The organism is Mariniradius saccharolyticus AK6, from assembly GCF_000330725.2.
GTDB classification, from domain to species: domain Bacteria; phylum Bacteroidota; class Bacteroidia; order Cytophagales; family Cyclobacteriaceae; genus Mariniradius; species Mariniradius saccharolyticus.
In genome coordinates, this window is the sequence record NZ_AMZY02000018.1 from 1 (window position 1) to 19,446 (window position 19,446).

The 19,446-nt window shown below is 46.4% G+C and carries 12 protein-coding genes; 9 read left to right on the forward strand and 3 right to left on the reverse strand.

The genetic code is table 11. The annotated features are described in order from the left end of the window. Nucleotides 1-366: 366 nt before the first annotated feature. Together C943_RS16720 and C943_RS16725 are read right to left on the reverse strand one after the other, a co-directional pair. Nucleotides 367-1,131 carry a zinc ribbon domain-containing protein gene (locus C943_RS16720; protein ID WP_008630205.1) on the reverse strand — a complete coding sequence of 255 codons (765 nt, stop codon included), beginning with the start codon at nt 1,129-1,131 and terminating at the stop codon, nt 367-369. 3 nt (nt 1,132-1,134) lie between these two features. Further along, on the reverse strand, nt 1,135-2,235 hold the full coding sequence (locus C943_RS16725) for a Nif3-like dinuclear metal center hexameric protein (protein WP_008630206.1): 1,101 nt from the start codon (nt 2,233-2,235) through the stop codon (nt 1,135-1,137). A 41-nt stretch (nt 2,236-2,276) separates the two neighbouring features. Between C943_RS16725 and lpxK the strand changes: the two genes are divergently transcribed. The 8 genes from lpxK to C943_RS16765 all read left to right on the forward strand — a co-directional run bounded on the left by lpxK (nt 2,277) and on the right by C943_RS16765 (nt 15,283). Further along, on the forward strand, nt 2,277-3,335 hold the full coding sequence (lpxK, locus tag C943_RS16730; RefSeq protein WP_008630207.1) for a tetraacyldisaccharide 4'-kinase: 1,059 nt from the start codon (nt 2,277-2,279) through the stop codon (nt 3,333-3,335). Next, nucleotides 3,325-5,286, forward strand: coding sequence for a putative porin (locus C943_RS16735; RefSeq protein WP_008630208.1), 1,962 nt, complete (start codon nt 3,325-3,327; stop codon nt 5,284-5,286). The genes lpxK and C943_RS16735 overlap by 11 nt, the downstream gene beginning before the upstream one ends. Nucleotides 5,287-5,291: 5 nt before the next feature. Beyond that, complete coding sequence (locus C943_RS16740) at nt 5,292-5,903, forward strand: MiaE family protein (RefSeq protein ID WP_008630209.1); 612 nt, start codon at nt 5,292-5,294, stop codon at nt 5,901-5,903. Nucleotides 5,904-6,018: 115 nt separating this feature from the next. Next, the gene (locus tag C943_RS16745; RefSeq protein WP_008630210.1) at nt 6,019-7,263 is read left to right on the forward strand and encodes an ABC transporter permease; all 1,245 of its coding nucleotides are present in this window, start codon (nt 6,019-6,021) and stop codon (nt 7,261-7,263) included. Nucleotide 7,264: 1 nt separating this feature from the next. After that, nucleotides 7,265-8,956, forward strand: a complete 1,692-nt coding sequence (locus C943_RS16750) for a GMC oxidoreductase (protein ID WP_008630211.1) — start codon at nt 7,265-7,267, stop codon at nt 8,954-8,956. 132 nt (nt 8,957-9,088) lie between these two features. Next, nucleotides 9,089-11,074, forward strand: a complete 1,986-nt coding sequence (locus C943_RS16755) for a DUF3857 domain-containing protein (RefSeq protein WP_008630213.1) — start codon at nt 9,089-9,091, stop codon at nt 11,072-11,074. Between the two features lie 245 nt (nt 11,075-11,319). After that, on the forward strand, nt 11,320-13,356 hold the full coding sequence (locus tag C943_RS16760) for a DUF3857 domain-containing protein (protein ID WP_008630215.1): 2,037 nt from the start codon (nt 11,320-11,322) through the stop codon (nt 13,354-13,356). 10 nt (nt 13,357-13,366) lie between these two features. Then, complete coding sequence (locus C943_RS16765) at nt 13,367-15,283, forward strand: DUF3857 domain-containing protein (RefSeq protein ID WP_169334634.1); 1,917 nt, start codon at nt 13,367-13,369, stop codon at nt 15,281-15,283. 3 nt (nt 15,284-15,286) lie between these two features. Here C943_RS16765 and mtaB read toward each other — a convergent pair whose 3' ends face one another. Further along, nucleotides 15,287-16,609 carry a tRNA (N(6)-L-threonylcarbamoyladenosine(37)-C(2))-methylthiotransferase MtaB gene (gene mtaB / locus C943_RS16770; RefSeq protein WP_040481127.1) on the reverse strand — a complete coding sequence of 441 codons (1,323 nt, stop codon included), beginning with the start codon at nt 16,607-16,609 and terminating at the stop codon, nt 15,287-15,289. A 262-nt stretch (nt 16,610-16,871) separates the two neighbouring features. On the opposite strand from mtaB, the gene C943_RS16775 reads away from it, so the two are divergent. Beyond that, on the forward strand, nt 16,872-19,004 hold the full coding sequence (locus C943_RS16775; RefSeq protein WP_008630227.1) for a glutamine synthetase III family protein: 2,133 nt from the start codon (nt 16,872-16,874) through the stop codon (nt 19,002-19,004). The last annotated feature ends 442 nt before the right edge of the window (nt 19,005-19,446 follow it).

Here is a 19,446-nt window from a genome sequence, read left to right on the forward strand (position 1 = left end):
TTGTCAACCTATATCAGGCATGCACACTTGGTACATCGTACTTCGTACTTGGTTCATCTCCTGTCCTCGTCCCGACCGCCTTCCTACCGCCTTCCTACCGCGTCCCCACCGCGTTCCTACCGTGTCCCGATCGCCGCCCGACCATTACCCGATGATATTCCGTGTATGACCCGATCTACTATTTTTGGCAGGGGCATACCTGGGGCTTGATAAAGCTTCGATAGGACTAGGGCAACAAATATGGTGCTTGTGCCTTGTCATCTTGCCGGTTTTGGGTTTTCCCCCGGATTACAAAAAATCCTACTCAGATTTGCCGCCGTTAAACTCAAAAAAAAAAAGCCCGATTGCTCGGGCTTCTTGGTATTGTTAGGCTCTGGTTCTCTTCTTTTTTGTAATATCCTCTTCGATCTCGTCCTCGACACCGGCGAAAATCCTGCCGCAGTGTTCGCAGACAATCAGCTTCTTCTTTTCACGGATATCAGCCTGACGCTGTGGCGGCACGACATTGAAGCAACCTCCGCAAGCACCACGCTTGACCATCACGACAGCGAGGCCATTCTTGGCATTGCCGCGGATCTTGGTGTAGGATTTGTACAGCCTGTCTTCGATTTTCTTTACAGCCTTTTCCCTTTCGGTATTCAGCTTGTTTTCGTCGTTTTCACTTTCGCTGACGATGTTTTTCAGCTCGTCTTTTTTGGTGGTAAGGTCCTTTTGGCGCTCTTTTACGATCTCCTGAAGTGCCGCAACCTCGACGTTTTTGTTTTCAATCTTGATCTGCGATTCCCCGATCTTCTTTTTGGAAACCTGGATTTCCAAATCCTGCAGTTCGAGTTCCTTGGTGATGGCGTCGTACTCCCGGTTGTTTCTGACGTTCATCTGCTGGTCTTGGTATTTTTTGATCAGCTTTTCGGACTCTTTGATATTTTCCTTGAATCGCTTGATGTCGTCTTCCAAGGCAGCAATATCAACCTGGAATTTCTGAAGTCTTGTTTCGTATCCGGCTAACTCATCCTCTAGGTCTTGGACCTCTTCGGGGAGGGCTCCCCTTACTTTAAAAATCGCGTCAAGTCTGGAATCTATTTTTTGAAGGTTTAATAAGGCTTCAAGCTTCTGAGTAACTGTACTTTCCATGTACTACAGATATGTTATGGGATTTGTGACTACTTTTGACAAATAGAGTGCAATATTAGGAAAATTTTGGGACAATAATTCCTTGAGTAATTCTTTTGTGAAAATTTCACTCTCGTAATGCCCGATGTCACAAACAATCAGTTGATTCTCAGCATCAAAGAATTCGTGGTATTTGATGTCGGCCGTGATGAATATGTCTGCGCCGGCACTCTTCGCCGTGGAAAGCAGGAAAATCCCCGCGCCCCCACAGAGGGCCACTTTTTTTATCGGCTTTCCGGTCAAGGCCGTATGCTTGATTACATCCAGTTCCATCGCCTGTTTCAAATGGAGTAGAAACTCCTTTTCATCCATCGGTTCCCGCAACTCACCCAGCATCCCCGCACCAACTTCCTGGTTTTCGTTTTCCAGTTGGTGGAGAAAATAGGCCACTTCCTCATAGGGATGTGCCTTCCTCAGGGCCGCCAAAACCTTTCTTTCGAGATAAGAGGGAAGCAAAACTTCGATCCTCGTCTCAGGTTCACGGTGGGGTTTTTCCCTTTCCCCCAAATGCGGATTCGCCGCCGCGGAGGGGGTGTAAGTTCCCGTGCCCGTGGTCAGGAAGCTGCATCCTGCATATTCCCCAATCTTTCCCGCCCCCGCCTCAAACAGCGCTGCAAGCACTGCATCTGCCTGTTCGTGGGGGACAAAGGTGGTCAGTTTGGACAGGATTTGCTTTTTGGGTTGCAGGATGCGGGTATGGCTGAGTCCGATTTTGTCGGCGATCTTTTTGTTTACCCCGTGGCGGACGTGGTCGAGGTTGGTATGGATGGCATAGATCGCAATATCGTTTTTGATGGCGGCGATGACCGTGCGCTCCACGTAGTTTTTGCCGGTCAGGCTTTTGAGTCCTTTGAACACAATCGGATGGTGGGCGACAATCACGTTGCAGCCTAGGCGGACCGCTTCGGCCACTACTTCCTCCGTCGCATCCAGCGTGCACAGGATGCCGGAGACAGCGGTATTGGGATTCCCGGTAATCAATTGGGCATTGTCATAGGATTCCTGATAGGAGGGAGGGGCGACAGTTTCGAGATAATTCACCAAGTCACGGACGGTATATGCCATCTTTTTTCAGTTATTTTGTTCAAAAATAAGCAAAAAGCCCCATGCGCTGGTACGCCCCTTGGTTATATCCATTTGCACTCCTATATAATGGTGTCACCAAGGTACGCAACAAATTGTTTGATCGGGGAACACTCCCATCCTTCAATCCCAGCATCCCCACAGTCGTGGTCGGAAACCTGAATGTCGGAGGTTCGGGCAAAACGCCGATGGTGGAATTCTTGATTGAATCCTTTGCGGACCAATACCGCACGGTGACCCTCAGCCGCGGCTATGGTCGAAAAACCAAGGGATTTGTTCTTGCTTCCCAGGACACAAGTCCTGAGCAAATCGGAGACGAACCTTTCCAGATTTTCTCCAAATACAAAGAGAGAATCCACGTCGCCGTCGGAGAGAAGCGGGTAGATGCCGCACAGGAAATCCTCTCCCAATTGCCTGAAACGCAGCTTTTGCTATTGGATGACGCGTTCCAACACCGCTATATCCTAGGAGATGTGAAGATTCTGCTGACTACATTCCACCGGCCGTTTTTTGAGGATCATCTATTACCCGCGGGGACCTTGAGAGAGTCGCGGACTGGGGCGGAAAGGGCGGATATCATCGTGGTGACAAAGTGCCCAAATGAGCTCCTTGCTTCTGAAAAAGAGAGGTTCCTCAAGAAAATTTCCCGCTACAGCAAGGCAAGGGTCCTGTTTGCGGGTTTGGGGTATGGGTCGCCCAAAGTTGTTTCCGGCCAGGAACAAGGAATCCAAACAAAAAAAGTGATCGCATTGTCTGGCATTGCAGACAACAGCCTATTCCTTGCGGAAGCCAGGAGGAGGTTTGAGGTGCTGGAAGTATTGGATTTTCCCGACCACTATACCTACAGGGAGAGTGATATGTCAGCACTCAAGCAATTGTCCGAGAAGCATGGGGGTGCTGCGGTCTTGACCACGGAGAAAGATGCGGTAAAACTTAAAAGCCCTGCATTTCGTGAATGTTTGGCGGAAATTCCGATTTTTGCGCTGCCTGTCAATATCAAACTTTCCGATGCGGATGCCCAAGTCTTGCGATCCAGGGTCAAGCAAAGTATCGGGGAAAAACTCAAAATACGTGAGGTTTAAGCATTTCCTTTTCATCTTCCTGTTCGGCGTTTTGCTGGGGTTTGACCTCTACGGTCAGACACGTCCCATCAATCCCCAAACCGGGATGCCGAGCGGTTTTCCGCAGGAAGGACAGCAATTGCCGCAGCGTAAGGAGATCAAGGAGGAAGCCGGTGGTAGGAAAAAATTGATCGACGACAGCACCAAGATGGTGTTTGGGCCCAAGACTTCGCTTTATTTTTTGGAAAAGGATATCAAGAGAAATATCGAAAGAAAAGTCGAGGTAGATACCCTTTTGGACAATTTCCACTACTACGAGCCCGTCGCCAAGTCAGGATGGATGTACCAGGACCTTGGCAACGTCGGTAGCGCCGCGAAGCCGATTTTCTATGATGTGCCCAGAACGATTGGGGTCAGTTCGGGCTTCCATGCATATGACTTGTACTACCTGTCTCCCGACAGCATGCGGTACTACGACACCAAATCGCCTTACACGCAGATGAACGCATTCTTTGGAGGGGGAAATCGGAACCTGCTGGACTTGGTTTTTGCCAGGAATATCAATCCTAGGTGGAACATCGGCTTCAACCTCAGCACGATTCGAGCGACCAAATTGCTCAATCCATCTGGCCGTGACGATCACCTTGCCGTCCAAAATGCCTATTCCATGCACACGAGCTACAAAAGCGAAAATGGCAAGTATCTGCTTTTGGCCAATTTTTCCAGGATGAAACATGTGGTGGAAGAGCAAGGCGGAATCGTGTCTCCGGATTTTGATGAGACATCTGAGCTGTTTGCCTACCAAGATGCCAAGGTTTGGTTGAAAAATTCGGTGGCCCAGGATTTCAGGATCGATTACCATCTTTACCACCAATACGAAATCGTCAAAGGCTGGCAGGTCTACCATGTATTTGACAGGCGACACCAGAATGTGCTTTTTACAGCCAACCTGAATTCCTCTGACTCGAGCTTTTTCAACATTTTCAACCCGCCCCGGCTGATTGCCTCCGACAGTACCAAAAACCAAAACCTGTTCCGCGAACTCAGAAACGAAGTCGGGTTCAAGGGGGATTTGGGTCCACTGTATTACAATGCCTTTTTGAAATACCGCCGTGCGGAGGTGGAATCCGCAAACGTCGGAAATGCACAGCAGATCGACGAGGTGTACGTAGGCGGTATGTTGAGCGGCAAGATTGGGGAGAATTGGAGATTTGATGCCGAGGCGGAGTACCTGCTGCCGGAAGCTTTCAGGCTCCGTGGACTGTTCGTCTCGCCGTTTTTGGAGGCATCTTACACGAAGGCCCTGTACCGTCCTACTGCGATGCAACTGCTCTATGCCGGAAACCACCACCGGTGGGCAAATGACTTTGAAAATATCGGCGTCGATCAAATCAAAGGTATCCTGAAAGTGGATCTGCCGTTTTTGCGGATACGTCCCAGCCTGACCCTCAACCGGGTCAATAATTACGTCTTCTTCGATACTTTGCAGCAGGCGGTACAGGCATCCGGGGAGGCGTTTTTGGTGATTCCCGGGCTGAAATTTTCCGCCAATTTGAGGCAGAAATTGTTCTTTGAGGGCGAAGGATACTACACCCAACGTTCCGGCGACGGGGCGGACAATTTCCGGATACCGAGTTGGGTCGTCAATTCGCGGTTGTTTTACCAGTCCGAGATGTTCAAGGGCAATTTGTATGTCCAGATCGGTTTGGAGGGCAGGTACCGCAGCGATAACTACGCCGATTTCTACAATCCGGCAATCCAGCAGTTTCACATCCAAAACTTCTTCGATGTCTACGCCTATCCTGTGATCGACTTCTTCCTCAACGCCCGGATCAACCGGACACGGATATTGCTGCGCATGAACCATATCAACATCAACATGATGAGCGAGCCGGGATACTTTGTGACGCCTTATTTCACGGGACTGCGAAGAACACTCGATGTCGGAATCAGTTGGCCATTATTTGACTAGAGACCATGAGTTGGGAGGAAAGTACCAAAAAGAAAATGCTGCACCTGCAGCTACCCACAGACCCGAGGTGGGTAAACATTGCCGAGATGAACATCGGCGATATCCTTGTTGACCATGCCTATTGTGAACAAAAAGCGGCATCCTCCTGTATTTCCTTGATCGTCAAATTCCACGATCTGCAGGAGCTTGTCGACACACTCACGCCTGTAGTCGCAGAGGAATGGAACCATTTTGAGCGTGTGATGGAGCAAATCAGAAAGCGTGGATTGGAATTTGACAAGCCAAGGAAGGATGAATATGTGGTGAAGCTTTCCGAGTTTGTCAAGAAGGGTGGAAGCCGGAGCCAGCAATTGGTGGAGTACTTATTGATGAATGCTTTGATTGAGGCGAGAAGTTGCGAACGCTTCAAGCTTCTCTCCAAGCATATACAGGATGAAGAGCTTCAAAAGTTCTATTACGAGCTGATGGTGTCGGAGGCAGGACACTATGTCAACTTTATCGAACTGGCTCGAAAGTACCATGACAAGGAAAAAGTAAATGCGCGATGGCAGGAATGGCTGGCCTATGAAGCCGAAGTGATCAAAAATCTGGAGATTCGCGGAGACCGTATGCATTGATCTGAATTGTGTATTTGGTCAATATTTGATCGCAGAGCCTCAACCATTCGGGCATTTTTCGTATTATTAGCGACTATTTTGCAGCAGTTTTTTTGAAAACTAACAACCAACCACTATGAATTTACTTGAAAACATCAAGGAAGCCCTTCAGTCCATCAAATCCCACTTGTTGAGGACTGTGCTCACGGGCACCATTGTCGCCATCGGGATCATGTCCCTCGTAGGCATGCTGACTGCCATAGATGGCATCAAAGCACAAATTGAGGAAAGTTTTTCAGGCCTAGGCGCCAGCAATTTCGACATCCGGTCGAGGGGATTTTCCGGCGGAAGGGCCGTGCAGGATGGCAAAACCGAGAAGTCCTATCCAGTCGTGAAGTACCGCGAAGCATTGGCATTCAAGGAGGCTTTTGGTAATACAGGACCTGCGACCGTTTTCACCACCGTTTCTGGGACAGCCGAAGTAAAACGGGGCTCGAAGAAAACGAACCCGAACGTGAGGCTCACAGGTGCTGATGACCTGTATTTTGGTCTAAAAGGGCTGAAGATCGAAAAGGGCAGGAACTTTAGCCGCACGGAGGTGCAATACGGAAATTATGTCTGCATCGTGGGCGTGGACATCGTGAAGTCACTTTTCGGGGATTCCGAGGAGCCATTGAACGATTATCTTACCGTGTATGGAAACAGGTATACGATTGTTGGAGTCCTTGAAAAGCAGGGCTCGGTGGGTGGCGGACCGGGTGCGGACCGAGCGATATTTATCCCGGTGGAAAATGCAAGCCGCTTGGATTTGAATGGGACCTTCCGCTATTCCATCACGGCAAGCGGCTCTGATCCTCTGAAATTGGACTATGAAATGGGGCAAGCCACAGGCTTGATGCGCAAGATCAGGCAGGACAAAGTTGGGCAGGAGGATTCATTTGAATTGACCAAAAGCCAATCTGTAGGTGAGAGTTTGGAGGAGGTAGCCGGTTATTTGAGGATTGGAGGATTCGGGATTGGTTTCATTACCTTGTTGGGTGCCTCGATTGGATTGATGAACATCATGCTGGTGTCCGTGACGGAGCGGACCCGTGAGATCGGCATCAGAAAAGCCCTCGGAGCCACACCGATGCGGATACGGCAGCAGTTTTTGATCGAGGCGATAGTCATTTGTATTCTCGGCGGAATTGTGGGCGTTTTGTTTGGGATTGGGATCGGCAATATTGTGGCAAACGCGATTGGCCCAGGTGGATTCCTTGTTCCTTGGCTTTGGATTTTCGTGGCCTTCATTGTTTGTATTGTGGTTGGTTTGGCTTCGGGATATTTTCCAGCCCGCAAAGCAAGCCGTCTTGATCCGATTGAGTCTTTGAGATACGAGTAAAATGAGCCAAGCAAATACCTTCGACGCGATCGTAATCGGCTCAGGCATCAGTGGTGGATGGGCCGCCAAAGAGCTTTGTGAAAAAGGTCTCAAAACCTTGGTGTTGGAGCGTGGGAGGAATGTGGAGCACAAAAAGGATTATCCTACGATGGTTTCCAATCCTTGGGACATGCCCCACCGCAACCAGATTCCCCTTGCCGATCGTCTCGAGAATCCAGTAGTCAACCGTTGCTATGCCTACAAGGAAGACACGGAACATTTTTTTGTAAAAGATTCGGAGCATCCATATCTCCAAGAAAAGCCTTTTGATTGGGTGAGAGGCTACCAAGTAGGGGGTAAGTCGCTCATTTGGGCACGGCAGACGCAGCGCTGGAGCAAATATGATTTTGAGGGTCCGGGCAGGGATGGGTTTGCGGTGGATTGGCCAATCAGGTATGATGACATTGCGCCTTGGTACAGTTACGTGGAGCGCTTTGTCGGCGTGAGTGGGAATTACGATGGTGTGGAGACTTTGCCTGATGGGGAGTTTTTGCCGGCATGGGAGATGAATTGCGTGGAAAAGGAAATAAGGGACCGTATTCTTGCCTCCTATCAAGATCGCCATGTCATGATTGGCAGGTGTGCGCACCTGACCCAACCCCAAGAACATCACCTGAAAATGGGTCGTGGCCAATGTATGGCGCGGAATCAATGCTATCGCGGCTGCCCCTTTGGTGCCTATTTCAGTTCAAATGCTGCCACATTGCCAGCGGCTGCGGCCACCGGTAACCTGACTATCCGCCCGGATTCCGTGGTCCATTCCATTATCTACGATGACCAAAAGGAAAAAGTGACAGGAGTCCGTGTGGTGGACCGAGAAACCAAATCGGTCTCAGAATACTTCGCCAAAGTGATTTTTCTCAATGCCTCGGCACTCAATTCGAATCTGATCCTACTCAACAGTACTTCCAATAGATTCCCCAATGGCTTGGGCAATGATTCCGGGATATTGGGAAAATATGTCGCCTTCCATAGTTACCGGGGGAATATTTCCGCATCGTTTGAAGGCTGGGAGGACAAATATTACTTCGGAAGGAGACCGACCGCGGTGATGATGCCCAATTTCCGCAACGTCAAGAAACAGGAAATGGACTTTCTCCGAGGTTATATGACTTTTTACACGGCAGGCCGAGGTGGCTGGGGCGGAAGGCGGGACCTGCCATTCGGAGCAGATTTCAAGGAACAGAACTCCGTTCCTGGTCCTTGGCATGTGTTTATGATGATGCAAGGCGAAACCATCCCCAAGGAATCCAACTTAGTCAGCCTGAGTCCTACCGAAAAAGACGCTTGGGGTATTCCTTTGCTCAAGGTGAATGTTGACTATGACGACAACGACGAAAAGATATTGAAAGACTTTTTGGAACAGGGCAGTGAAATGCTTTCCAAGGCTGGCTGCAAGGATATCCGTACTTCGGATTCCAAACAGGCTCCCGGCTTGGATATCCATGAAATGGGCGGTGTCCGTATGGGCAGGGATCCTGAAACATCCCTTTTGAACGGATGGAACCAAATGCACGCATGCAATAATGTGTTTGTCACAGATGGGGCCTGCATGACTTCTACCGGTACCCAGAATCCCTCGATTACCTATATGGCCTTGACCGCGAGGGCGGCGGATTATGCCGTGAAGCAGCTGAAAGCTGGAAACATCTGATCTTTAGGCGATTTTGTTTGTCCTTCGATTAGGTACGAAGGATACTGCGCTCGATGGTCCACTATTTTTTTAGAAAATATTTGGATTGTTTTTGTCAAATAGATATTTTTCAATTCGGTATAGCCTATTCATATGAAGGGATTTTTTGTCAACTGTGTAGCATTTGCTTTCATGCTATTCGCTTCCTCGGATTTGTTTGGACAAAGCCAAGAAAGGTCTTTTGGACAAGTTGCGGACTCTTTGGTTCACAAAACCCGATTCGACCAATTTCCAGAATCAGATGCCATTATTCTTTCCAACATTGGAAAAGTCATAATTGCTTCCAACGGAAAGGATCCCTTTACTGCGAATTATTCAGTTCAGCGGATCATCAAAATTCTTAAGAAAGATGGCCTCCAGGATGCTGATTTGGAATTACCTTATTTTGTGTTTGAAGGAAATAGTGAGGAAATTTTCAACATCAGGGGTTATGTGTATAACGTGGAAGGAGAAACTGTTACAAAGCAGGATATTTCCTCCGACCACATTTATGATGAAGAAGTGACAGGAAGTATTCACATCAAAAAGATTTCTCCACCTAACCTGCGAGAAGGTTCAGTAGTTGAAATTTCATATGAAATGACTTCCCCTTTATTGGGAAATATTCGTGATTGGCGATTTCAAGAAGAAATTCCGACCCTGTTTTCCTCTTATACATTTGAATATCCAGAATACTTCGCTTTTAGGCATAGTGCACAAGGTTTCCTTGAACTGGAGAAAGCGGAAAAGCACATTGGTAGTGGGAAAACGGCTTTTAGAAACTTAGGAAAATACAATACCGTGATCCATACCTTTGAAGTCAGGGGTGCACCTGGTCTTGATCCCGAACCATACATTGACAATCCTCAAAGTTATGGAAGTAGAGTTGAGTACCAGTTGCAGTCAATCCAATACCCTAACAGCGTGCTTTGGGAGTATTCTTCCACCTGGAATCAGGTAGGCGAGAAGTTCTTAAAGGGTGATGATTTTGGTGAAATTCTTAACAGAGGTGGTTATGCCGCCTCTATTGTCCCGACAATAGTTGGAGACGCGAAAAGCGGCGAAGAAATCGCGAAAAAAATTTACTATTATATCACCGACAATATCTCCTGGAACGGAGGGGTTGGGATTTATCCATCACAGGAACTGGAAAAAGTTTTTAAATCCAAATCCGGCAACGCGGCAGACTTAAATCTCTTGTTGGTCCAGTTTCTCGACAAGGCCGGCCTCTCGGCATTCCCAGTACTTACTTCAACAAGGGCGTCTGGAATATTGAATCCAGCGACCCCCGTTATGTATAAGATAAACTACGTGCTAGTGGCTCTGCTGCTTCAGGAAAAAACGATCATCTTGGATGCAACTAATCCTGATTTGCCTTTCGGATTTTTACCCGTCAAAGCACTAAACTTTCATGGTTATGCACTGATTCCCGGGCAATTTCAATGGTTGGAAATTGGGAATTCGATTCCGAATTCTGAAGTGACTATGATCAACATGGGAATATCGGAAGAACAACTTGTGGCCAATATTCAACAAAATTTCTATGGATACGGCGCAGCAATCGTTAAATCCGCAATAAGATCGGAAGGAAAAGAAAAACTTGAGGAGCGATTCCGAGAGGAATTACAAGATTGGGAGTTAGGTGAAATCATTTGGGAAAACCTTGACGCAAGGGAAAAACCACTTGTTCAGAAGTATGATTTAACCGGAAACTCGGGGCTCGTTGTTTCTGGAGAGTTTATTTACCTAAATCCTGGCGAAAATCTTGTGTTTTCGGACAATCCCTTTAAACAAGAACAACGGATATACCCCATTGACTTCATTTATCCTCAAAAGCGGCAGACAGTAATCAACATAGATGTACCGGAAGGCTATGTAATCGATGAAATACCCAAAGGAATGATTCATCACCTTAATGATAAAGGCCTATTGTACTCATATCGAATCTCGACACCTGCACCGGACAAGATTGCAATCGTCGTGAACTTTCAGGTTAACCAAACGCTGTTTGAATCCGGGCAATATCCAGACATTAAAGAGTTTTTCGACGCTATTTCCCAAAAACAAAAAGAAAACATAGTGTTGAAAAAAGGGCAATAAATGGTGAATATTGGTTTAGATGCCTCGATGCAAATTGTATCTGAATGAATGACGGCGGACCTATTGAATCTTTTTTTGTGCAATTTTTGTAGGTGGGAATAAGAAAACATCTGATGTTTAGGTATTTGTGTCTGTCGTTCGATTAGGCACGAAGGTTACTGCGCTCGGCAGATGACTATTTTTTTTCACAAAGTATTGACTTTTGTTACTTAATGATTTATTTTTCAGAATTAACGCCCCAACCTATGAATATCTTCCTTTCAAGGCTGACCTTCTTTTCAGCCCTCCTCCTGCTGGCATCCTGGCATTCCTTTGCCGCCAACGAAGCCTTCAAATTCGGTAAGATTCCCGACGATGTAGTAACCACCAAAACCTATGCGCCAGATCCTGAAGCGGATGCTGCGGTACTTTCCCATGTAGGTAATGTCAAGATCGACTACCATGTATCGGACGGATTTTTGGTCAATTATTCGGTACACAAAGTGACCAAAATCCTCAACAAGGATGGTCTTTCCCATGGTGACCTGGAGATACCTTACTATGTCTTTGCTGGCAGGAAGGACGATGTGTTTGGTATCAAGGGCTTTGTCTACAACGAGGTCAATGGTAAGATTGTCAAAGAAAAAATCGAAAAAGAGCACATTTTCGATGAGGAAGTAAACAAGAATTACCGCATCAAGAAAATTTCCCCGCCCAATGTAAAGGAAGGATCCGTGATTGAGATTTCCTATGAAATCACCTCTGATCTATTCAGCTACATCAGAGAATGGGAATTCCAAGCTGACATTCCTACACAATGGTCAGAGCTTACCTTCGAATATCCCGAATACTATTCCTTTACACAGGCGACTCAAGGATACCAGAAGTTTGAGATTTACGAGGAAAAAGGTGGAACCGGAAATGCAGCTTGGACAAACCAAGAGCGCGTGACCAACGGCTATACCGTTTCTTCACAGGTTTCATCCAATTCTGTCACCTACAATACGACCAAGTACCACTACGCCGTCAAGCATGCCCCTGCCTTGGAGGCCGAGCCCTATATTGACAATCCCTGGAGTTATAGTACCAAGGTAGAGTTTCAGCTGCAGTCGGTCCAGTTTCCCAATTCTGCAAGGCAGATATTGACTGGCTCTTGGGAGAAGCTTGCGGAAGAACTTCTGCAGGATGAAGATTTTGGGAAAATGCTGCAAAAAGGCGCTTTTGCCAAGACAACAGTAGAGTCATTGATCGCTGACGCAGCTTCGGACGAGGAAAAAGCCGTCCGTATTTACAACCACATCACCAAGAAAATGACCTGGGATGACCGGGTGGGCTTATATCCTACGAAGGCATTGGACAAATCCTACAAAGAAGGCAAAGGTTCGGCAGCGGACATCAATATGCTTTTGACGCTTTTTCTCAATCAAGCCGGACTTTCTGCATTTCCTGTGATGACTTCCACGCGCGGTTCCGGGTTTCTCAACCCAGCCAATCCGGTACGCTATCGGATCAATTATGTGCTCACACTGCTCGTAGTCGGAGAAAAACAAATTCTGCTGGATGCTACAAACCCTTCGCTACAGTTCGGTTACCTGCCTCTCCATGCCATCAATTTCAGGGGATTTGCAATGATTCCCGGGCAATCCCAATGGATCAACATTGGCAACTCGGCGGTCAACTCGGAAGTCATGATGGTCAATATGAAAATTCTGGATGAAGAGTTACTCGCCAGTGTCCAACGGAATTTCCAGGGCTATGGTGCTGCGAGGATCAAAGGCAAGATTGCGGTTGACGGAAAAGAGAAGTATACAGAGAGCTTTTCCAATGAGCTAAAGGATTGGGATCTGAAATCGATCGATTGGGAAAACTTGGATACCAAGGACAAGGCGGTTGTCGAGAAGTATGAGTTGGTCGGCACCTCAGGCTTTGAAGTTTCCGGCGACAGGATCTATTTCAACCCCTTTGAGGACGTTTACCTATCCGAAAATCCATTCAAGCTGGATGGGCGGATTTTTCCGATAGATTTCATGTACAACCAAAAACGGCAAATGGTGGTCAACATCGAAGTGCCCGCAGGATACGTGGTCGAGGAAATGCCGAAAGGTTTGATCAATCAATTCAATGAAAAAGGCCTTGTTTATTCATACAGGATATCTTCCCCGTCACCAGACAAAATCCAAATCATGATCAGCTATCAGGTGAACCAGACTTTGTTTGAAGCATCGCAATACGCACAGATCAAGGAGTTTTTTGATGCCATTGCCCAGAAACAAAAGGAAAATATTGTGTTGAAAAAAGTCTGACCTTATGGTGATGTTCAGGTTATGTAGTGTATTTACCATTTGGTTGGCCATTGGCTTGGTGTCTGTGGGAAACTGCCAAAATTTCTCAATTTCGGGCATTCCCCAGGAATACCTTGGTGCTTCGGCCGTCATCCGTGAAAGTGCCCAGGAGGTCAGGGTGGACAAGACGGGAAAGTTTTTCCAGAAAAACCGGACCGTGGCTACGATCTTCAAGAAGGATGCTGAGGATTTGGCGGTGTTGGCGGTGGATTACAATAGTCTGATCAAGGTAAAAAGCATTTCGGCAAACGCTTACGACATTGTCGGCAAGCAGATATTCAAATCAAAGGCCTCGGACATTAAGGACTACAGCAATTTCAGTTCCTTTTCCGTGTATGAAGATACCAGGGTGAAGCTCATCGATGCCACTCGTACGGAATTCCCTTACACCGTGGAATTGGAGTATGAATTGGAAATCGGAACGCTGTTTTATATTCCCAATTGGGTACCCCAGGCCACGCCCAAATATCCCGTAATGTCTACACGAGGTAGTTACACCTTTTTTCCTGACAATCCCATTCGGTTTTTTGCCAAGAACATTGAAGGCGAGGGAACGAGCTCTACCACGGCAGATGGGATGACCAAGGTGGTTTGGGAATTGGCAAACCTTCCTGCCTACGATCCGGAGCCTCTGGTTCCAGTTGCCGAATCAGAACTCAAGGTGCTTTTTGCAGCGCCCACCTATTTTGATTTTGATGGCTTCAAAGGAGACCTCAAAAGCTGGGAAAACATGGGTTCCTGGATTTATCAATTAAACAAAGGCAAAGATGTCCTAACGGATGCTACCAAACAGGATGTCGCGAAAGCAATCTCCGGATTAGGCACCGATCAGGAGAAGGTGCGGGCATTGTACCATTACCTTCAAGGAAAGACGCGGTACGTGAGTATTCAATTGGGTTTGGGAGGACTGATGCCCTTCGATGCCTTGACTGTAGACAAATATGGCTATGGGGATTGCAAAGCCTTGTCAAACTATATGGGTGCGCTGCTAAAAGAGGCAGGCATCAAAAGCCACTATGCATTGATTTACGGAGGTGAGGGGAGAAGAATCCTGGTGGAAGATTTTCCAAAAAGTTACTTCAACCACGCAATTTTGGCAGTACCAATGGAAAAGGATACCATATGGCTGGAATGTACTTCCCAATCCAATCCATTCGGATATTTGGGGAATTTCACCTCCGATCGACAGGCACTGTTGGTGACCGAAGCAGGCGGCAAGTTGGTACGCACGCCCAAATACAGCCACAGCCAAAACGCAATGACCCAGAAAGCCATCTTCAAAATCGAGGAATCAGGTAATGCACAGGGATCCTTGGAATTGGAAGTCAGGGCGACCCAAGCAGAAAATGGGGGTGTGATTGATGTGGTCCGTTCATCCTCGGATACGAAAAAGAAATGGATTCAACAGTATTTCGGTCTGCCAAGCCTTGAAGTGGTTTCCTATGAATTTGGATTGGAAGATGCGCCCATTCCGGTCGTGATCGTGAAGTCTGACCTGATTGTCAAAAACATGGCGGGTAAATCGGGAAATCGGTTTTTTCTTCAACCCAATCAGTTGAATGTATATTCTACAAATCTACCTGCGGCCAAGGATGGACGCAAAGGCAGATTTGAGAGAAAGATGGGGTTTGTGGACGTTGATGAGATTGTGTATGCTTGGCCTGAGGGCTTTGAGGTGGAAAATCTACCGAAGGAAATTTCGATCGATTCCGAGTTTGGCGTATACCGGGCTGAGTTTTTGGTCGAAGGAAATCAGCTGACCTACAAGCGGAATTTTGAATTGCGCGATGGAGTCTATGAAGCTTCTCAATACCAGCCTTACCGGGATTTCCTATCCAAAGTGGAGCGTTCAGACAAGACAAAGGTCGTACTCAAAAAGTCCCAATAGCGCTTAGGTGTGGCTTTCGTAGACCAATTCAGGCTCCACGACTTCCACATTTCCCTTTTCATTGATTGATGTAAGGGTCACGGTCTTGAGTTCATTGACCAAGAGAGGATCATACTTGGCGGCGACGCGGATGTAGTTTTCCGTAAATCCATGCATTTTCCCATCCTCGACATCTTCTTCAAAAAGCACGGTAAAGGTTTTGCCGAGGTTTTCCTCGTAAAACTTCCTTCGTTTTTTCTCTGAAAGTATCCGCAGCATTTTGGACCGTTCGTTTCGTTTTTTGATCGGTACGATACCATCCATCTCCACAGCGCGGGTATTTGCACGCTCGGAGTAAGTGAATACGTGAAGGTAAGAAATGTCAAGCTCGTTTAGGAAGTTGTAAGTTTCGAGGAAAAGTTCATCTGTCTCGCCGGGGAAACCGACAATGACGTCCACACCGATACAGCAATGCGGCATCAGCGTTTTGATTTTATCAACCCTATCTTCGTACAGTTCCCGTAGGTATCTTCTACCCATGGCCCTCAGAATGGTATTTGAGCCTGATTGTAGCGGGATATGAAAATGAGGCACAAATCGTCTAGACCTTGATACAAACTCAATTACCTCGTTGGTCAGCAGGTTAGGTTCGATGGAAGATATTCTAAATCTCTCAATACCTTCCACTTCATCCAAGGCAAAGACCAAATCAGAAAACCTTTCTTGCCTTTTTCCTTCCCGGATTCCGAAATCGCCAATATTGACACCGGTCAAAACGACTTCCTTTACTTCTGTTTGGGCAATTTCCCGGGCTGATTTTAGGATGTTTTCTATGCTGTCGCTTCTGCTTTTGCCACGGGCAAGCGGTATCGTACAAAAAGCGCAGCCATAGTTACAACCATCCTGTACTTTTAGAAAGGTACGGGTACGGTCATGGATGGAAAAAGCGTTGTTGAATATGTTGGCTTCCTGAATCTCGGATGCGAGGACTTTTGTTTCCTGGGTTTTCGCAAAACCATCCAACAGTTCCAAGAGTCGGAATTTCTCTGCTGCACCCAATACCGCGTCGACACCTTCAATTTCTGAAATCTCTTGGGGCTTCAGTTGCGCATAGCACCCAATAATTGTGACATAGGAGTTGGGGGAGATTTTTTTGGCCTCTTTGACGATTTTTTTACACTTTTTGTCGGCGTTATCGGTGACGGAGCAGGTGTTGATGATAAAAATGTCCGGGTTCTGTTCAAACTCGACTTTTTGATAGCCCTTTGCCTCAAACATCCTGCTGATGGTTGAGGTTTCTGAGTAGTTCAATTTGCAACCCAACGTATAAAACGCTACTTTTTTCACCGATATCTCTTTATTTAGGCTGCAAAGTTAAAAATTATGGCTTGGTTTTCAATTTTCTATTTTTCGGATAGAAAACCATATTTTTTCAATCAAAGTATGTCAAATAGGATCAGTTTTTTTAAAAAGAATGTAAATTTTTCTAATTATTGGCTCAATTGATACCCATTCGCTTTCAAATTCATATTATTTCATATTTTTGTGGGTGTTAAATCAAACCACTTATTGTAGAAAAATGGCAACTTTAAGACAAAAAGCTCTATTGATGGCTACAGCGCGCCCGCGAATTGCCGTCACAGCCCCAGCCCCTAAGATTTCGGACTACTTTGGTAGCCAGATTTTTGGGACAAAACAAATGAAAGAATCACTCGCCCCTTCCATTTTCAAAAAAGTAATGGAAGCCATCGATAAAGGTACCAAGATCGATCCGGCGACTGCAGAGGAGATTGCATCTGCTGTGAAAGTATGGGCGCTTTCGAAAGGTGTCACGCATTATACCCACTGGTTCCAACCTTTGACGGGCTCTACTGCGGAAAAGCATGATTCGTTTTTTGATGCCCACGCAGGGATTGAGAAATTCAAAGGATCGGCGTTGGTACAGCAGGAGCCTGACGCATCTTCCTTCCCACATGGTGGTATCAGGTCGACTTTCGAGGCGAGGGGGTATACTGCTTGGGATCCTTCTTCTCCGATATTCATTTTCGAGAAGACACTTTGTATCCCGACCATTTTCGTGTCCTACACAGGTGAGGCCTTGGATTACAAAACACCATTGTTGAAGTCCATGGAGGCTGTCAACAGTGCGGCCGTTGAGATTTGCCAGTTGTTTGACAGAAACGTAAGAAAAGTAACCCCTTCCTTGGGTGTGGAGCAGGAGTATTTTGTGATTGACAAGGCGCTTTACGCAACAAGGCCTGACTTGGTGATGTCCGGAAGAACCGTTTTTGGACATAGCCCTGCAAGAGGTCAACAGTTGGAAGACCACTATTTCGGTACAATTCCCACAAGGGTAAAAGATTTCATGATGGATTTCGAAATCGAGGCCCACAAATTGGGCATTCCGGTGTCTACACGACACAATGAGGTTGCCCCAGGACAGTTCGAGGTGGCCCCTGTTTTTGAAGAAATCAATAAGGCTACGGATCACAACCAATTGCTCATGGATATCATGGACAAAGTGGCCGAGAAACACAACCTAAAGGTTCTTTTCCACGAAAAGCCTTTTGCTGGAGTCAACGGTAGTGGTAAGCACAACAACTGGTCTCTGATCACCGACACAGGTGTGAATTTGTTCCAGCCTAGCAATTCAGCAAGGGAAAACCTTCAATTCTTGACATTTGTAGTGGCAACCACCAAAGCGGTGTACGACTATGCGGACCTGTTGAGGGCAAGTATCGCGTCAGCAAACAACGATTTCCGCTTGGGTGCCAATGAAGCGCCACCTGCGATTATGTCTGTGTTCCTTGGATCTACGCTTTCCAACGTCTTGGATGAGTTGGAGAAAAACGGAAACATCAAGATCGAAAAAGGTGACAATATGTACATGAAACTGGGCATCAGCAAGATACCAGAAATCATATTGGACAACACCGACAGAAACCGTACATCTCCTTTTGCTTTCACAGGGAATAAGTTTGAATTCCGTGCGGTTGGTTCAAGTGCAAACGTGGCTGGTCCAATGACCGTTTTGAACGTTATCGTGGCTGAAACACTTCGCACGCTTGCCAAAGACATCGAAAAGGAGATTAGCGCAGGCAAGGAGAAAAAGATTGCCATCGTCAACGTATTGAGAAAATACATCAAGGACAGCAAGAAGATCAGATTTGAGGGTGATGGATATTCAGAGGAGTGGGAGAAGGAAGCTGCAAAAAGAGGTCTATCCAACAAAAAGAGCACTCCTGAAGCTTTGGACATCTACCATGACAAGAAGACCGCCGACCTGTTCAACAGGCATGCAGTCCTCAATCCAAAGGAACTGCACGCAAGGCATGAGATCATGTTGGAGAACTACATCAAGAAAGTTCAGATTGAGTCCCGCGTGATGGGGGATCTGGCGCTGAATCATATCATTCCTACTGCTATTCAGTATCAAAATAAGCTGATCGAGAATGCCAACGGATTGAAAGGTCTTGGCTTGGACAACAAGGCAGCCATCGAAACGATCAAGGAAATCAGTAAGCACCTGGAATCGCTCAAGCTTAACGTTCACGCTATGATAGAGGAGCGCAAGCGGCTCAACAAAGTGGAGGATGTAGCGGAAAGGGCAAAAGGCTACAGTTCAGCTGTGAAGGACGCATTCTTCGAGAAGATCAGATATGCAGTTGACAAGCTGGAGTTGCTCGTGGATGACGAATTCTGGCCTCTTGTGAAATACCGCGAGATGCTGTTTATCAAATGATAACAGTCCTTTTATGAAAGTCAAAAACCGCCCTCGGGCGGTTTTTTTTTGCTGTTTGGTTTGATTGGTACCCGTTTTTCAGTTTTGGAATGATGTTGTTTTTTCTTCAAAAAATTATAAATGCATGTCTATGAAATCGTTTCTCTTGGTGAAATCATGGATATTATTTTCATATAGTAGGTATAATTTACTTGAAATAGAGGCAGAACTTGATGAAAATATTTTAAAAACTTATATCCGGTGTAAATAATCGTACATTTTATTTGCTAAACCGATTTACTAATTCTAATAAATATTGAAAGATACCGATACTTTTTAAAAAAAATTAATAAATGCTTTCCAGAATAATTTTTTATAAATATATTTACACATAGCAAATACTAGGCTGGCCAGAAAGTGCGGTATAAAATTCTGTTTATTGATCATTTTAAGCCATCATATT

Coding starts and splice junctions, on each gene's coding strand:
- C943_RS16765 (WP_169334634.1), top strand. CDS start 13,367: ATGTTCAGGTTATGTAGTGTATTTACCATTTGGTTGGCCATTGGCTTG.
- C943_RS16750 (WP_008630211.1), top strand. CDS start 7,265: ATGAGCCAAGCAAATACCTTCGACGCGATCGTAATCGGCTCAGGCATC.
- C943_RS16760 (WP_008630215.1), top strand. CDS start 11,320: ATGAATATCTTCCTTTCAAGGCTGACCTTCTTTTCAGCCCTCCTCCTG.
- C943_RS16740 (WP_008630209.1), top strand. CDS start 5,292: ATGAGTTGGGAGGAAAGTACCAAAAAGAAAATGCTGCACCTGCAGCTA.
- lpxK (WP_008630207.1), top strand. CDS start 2,277: ATGCGCTGGTACGCCCCTTGGTTATATCCATTTGCACTCCTATATAAT.
- C943_RS16745 (WP_008630210.1), top strand. CDS start 6,019: ATGAATTTACTTGAAAACATCAAGGAAGCCCTTCAGTCCATCAAATCC.
- C943_RS16775 (WP_008630227.1), top strand. CDS start 16,872: ATGGCTACAGCGCGCCCGCGAATTGCCGTCACAGCCCCAGCCCCTAAG.
- C943_RS16755 (WP_008630213.1), top strand. CDS start 9,089: ATGAAGGGATTTTTTGTCAACTGTGTAGCATTTGCTTTCATGCTATTC.
- C943_RS16725 (WP_008630206.1), bottom strand. CDS start 2,235: ATGGCATATACCGTCCGTGACTTGGTGAATTATCTCGAAACTGTCGCC.
- C943_RS16720 (WP_008630205.1), bottom strand. CDS start 1,131: ATGGAAAGTACAGTTACTCAGAAGCTTGAAGCCTTATTAAACCTTCAA.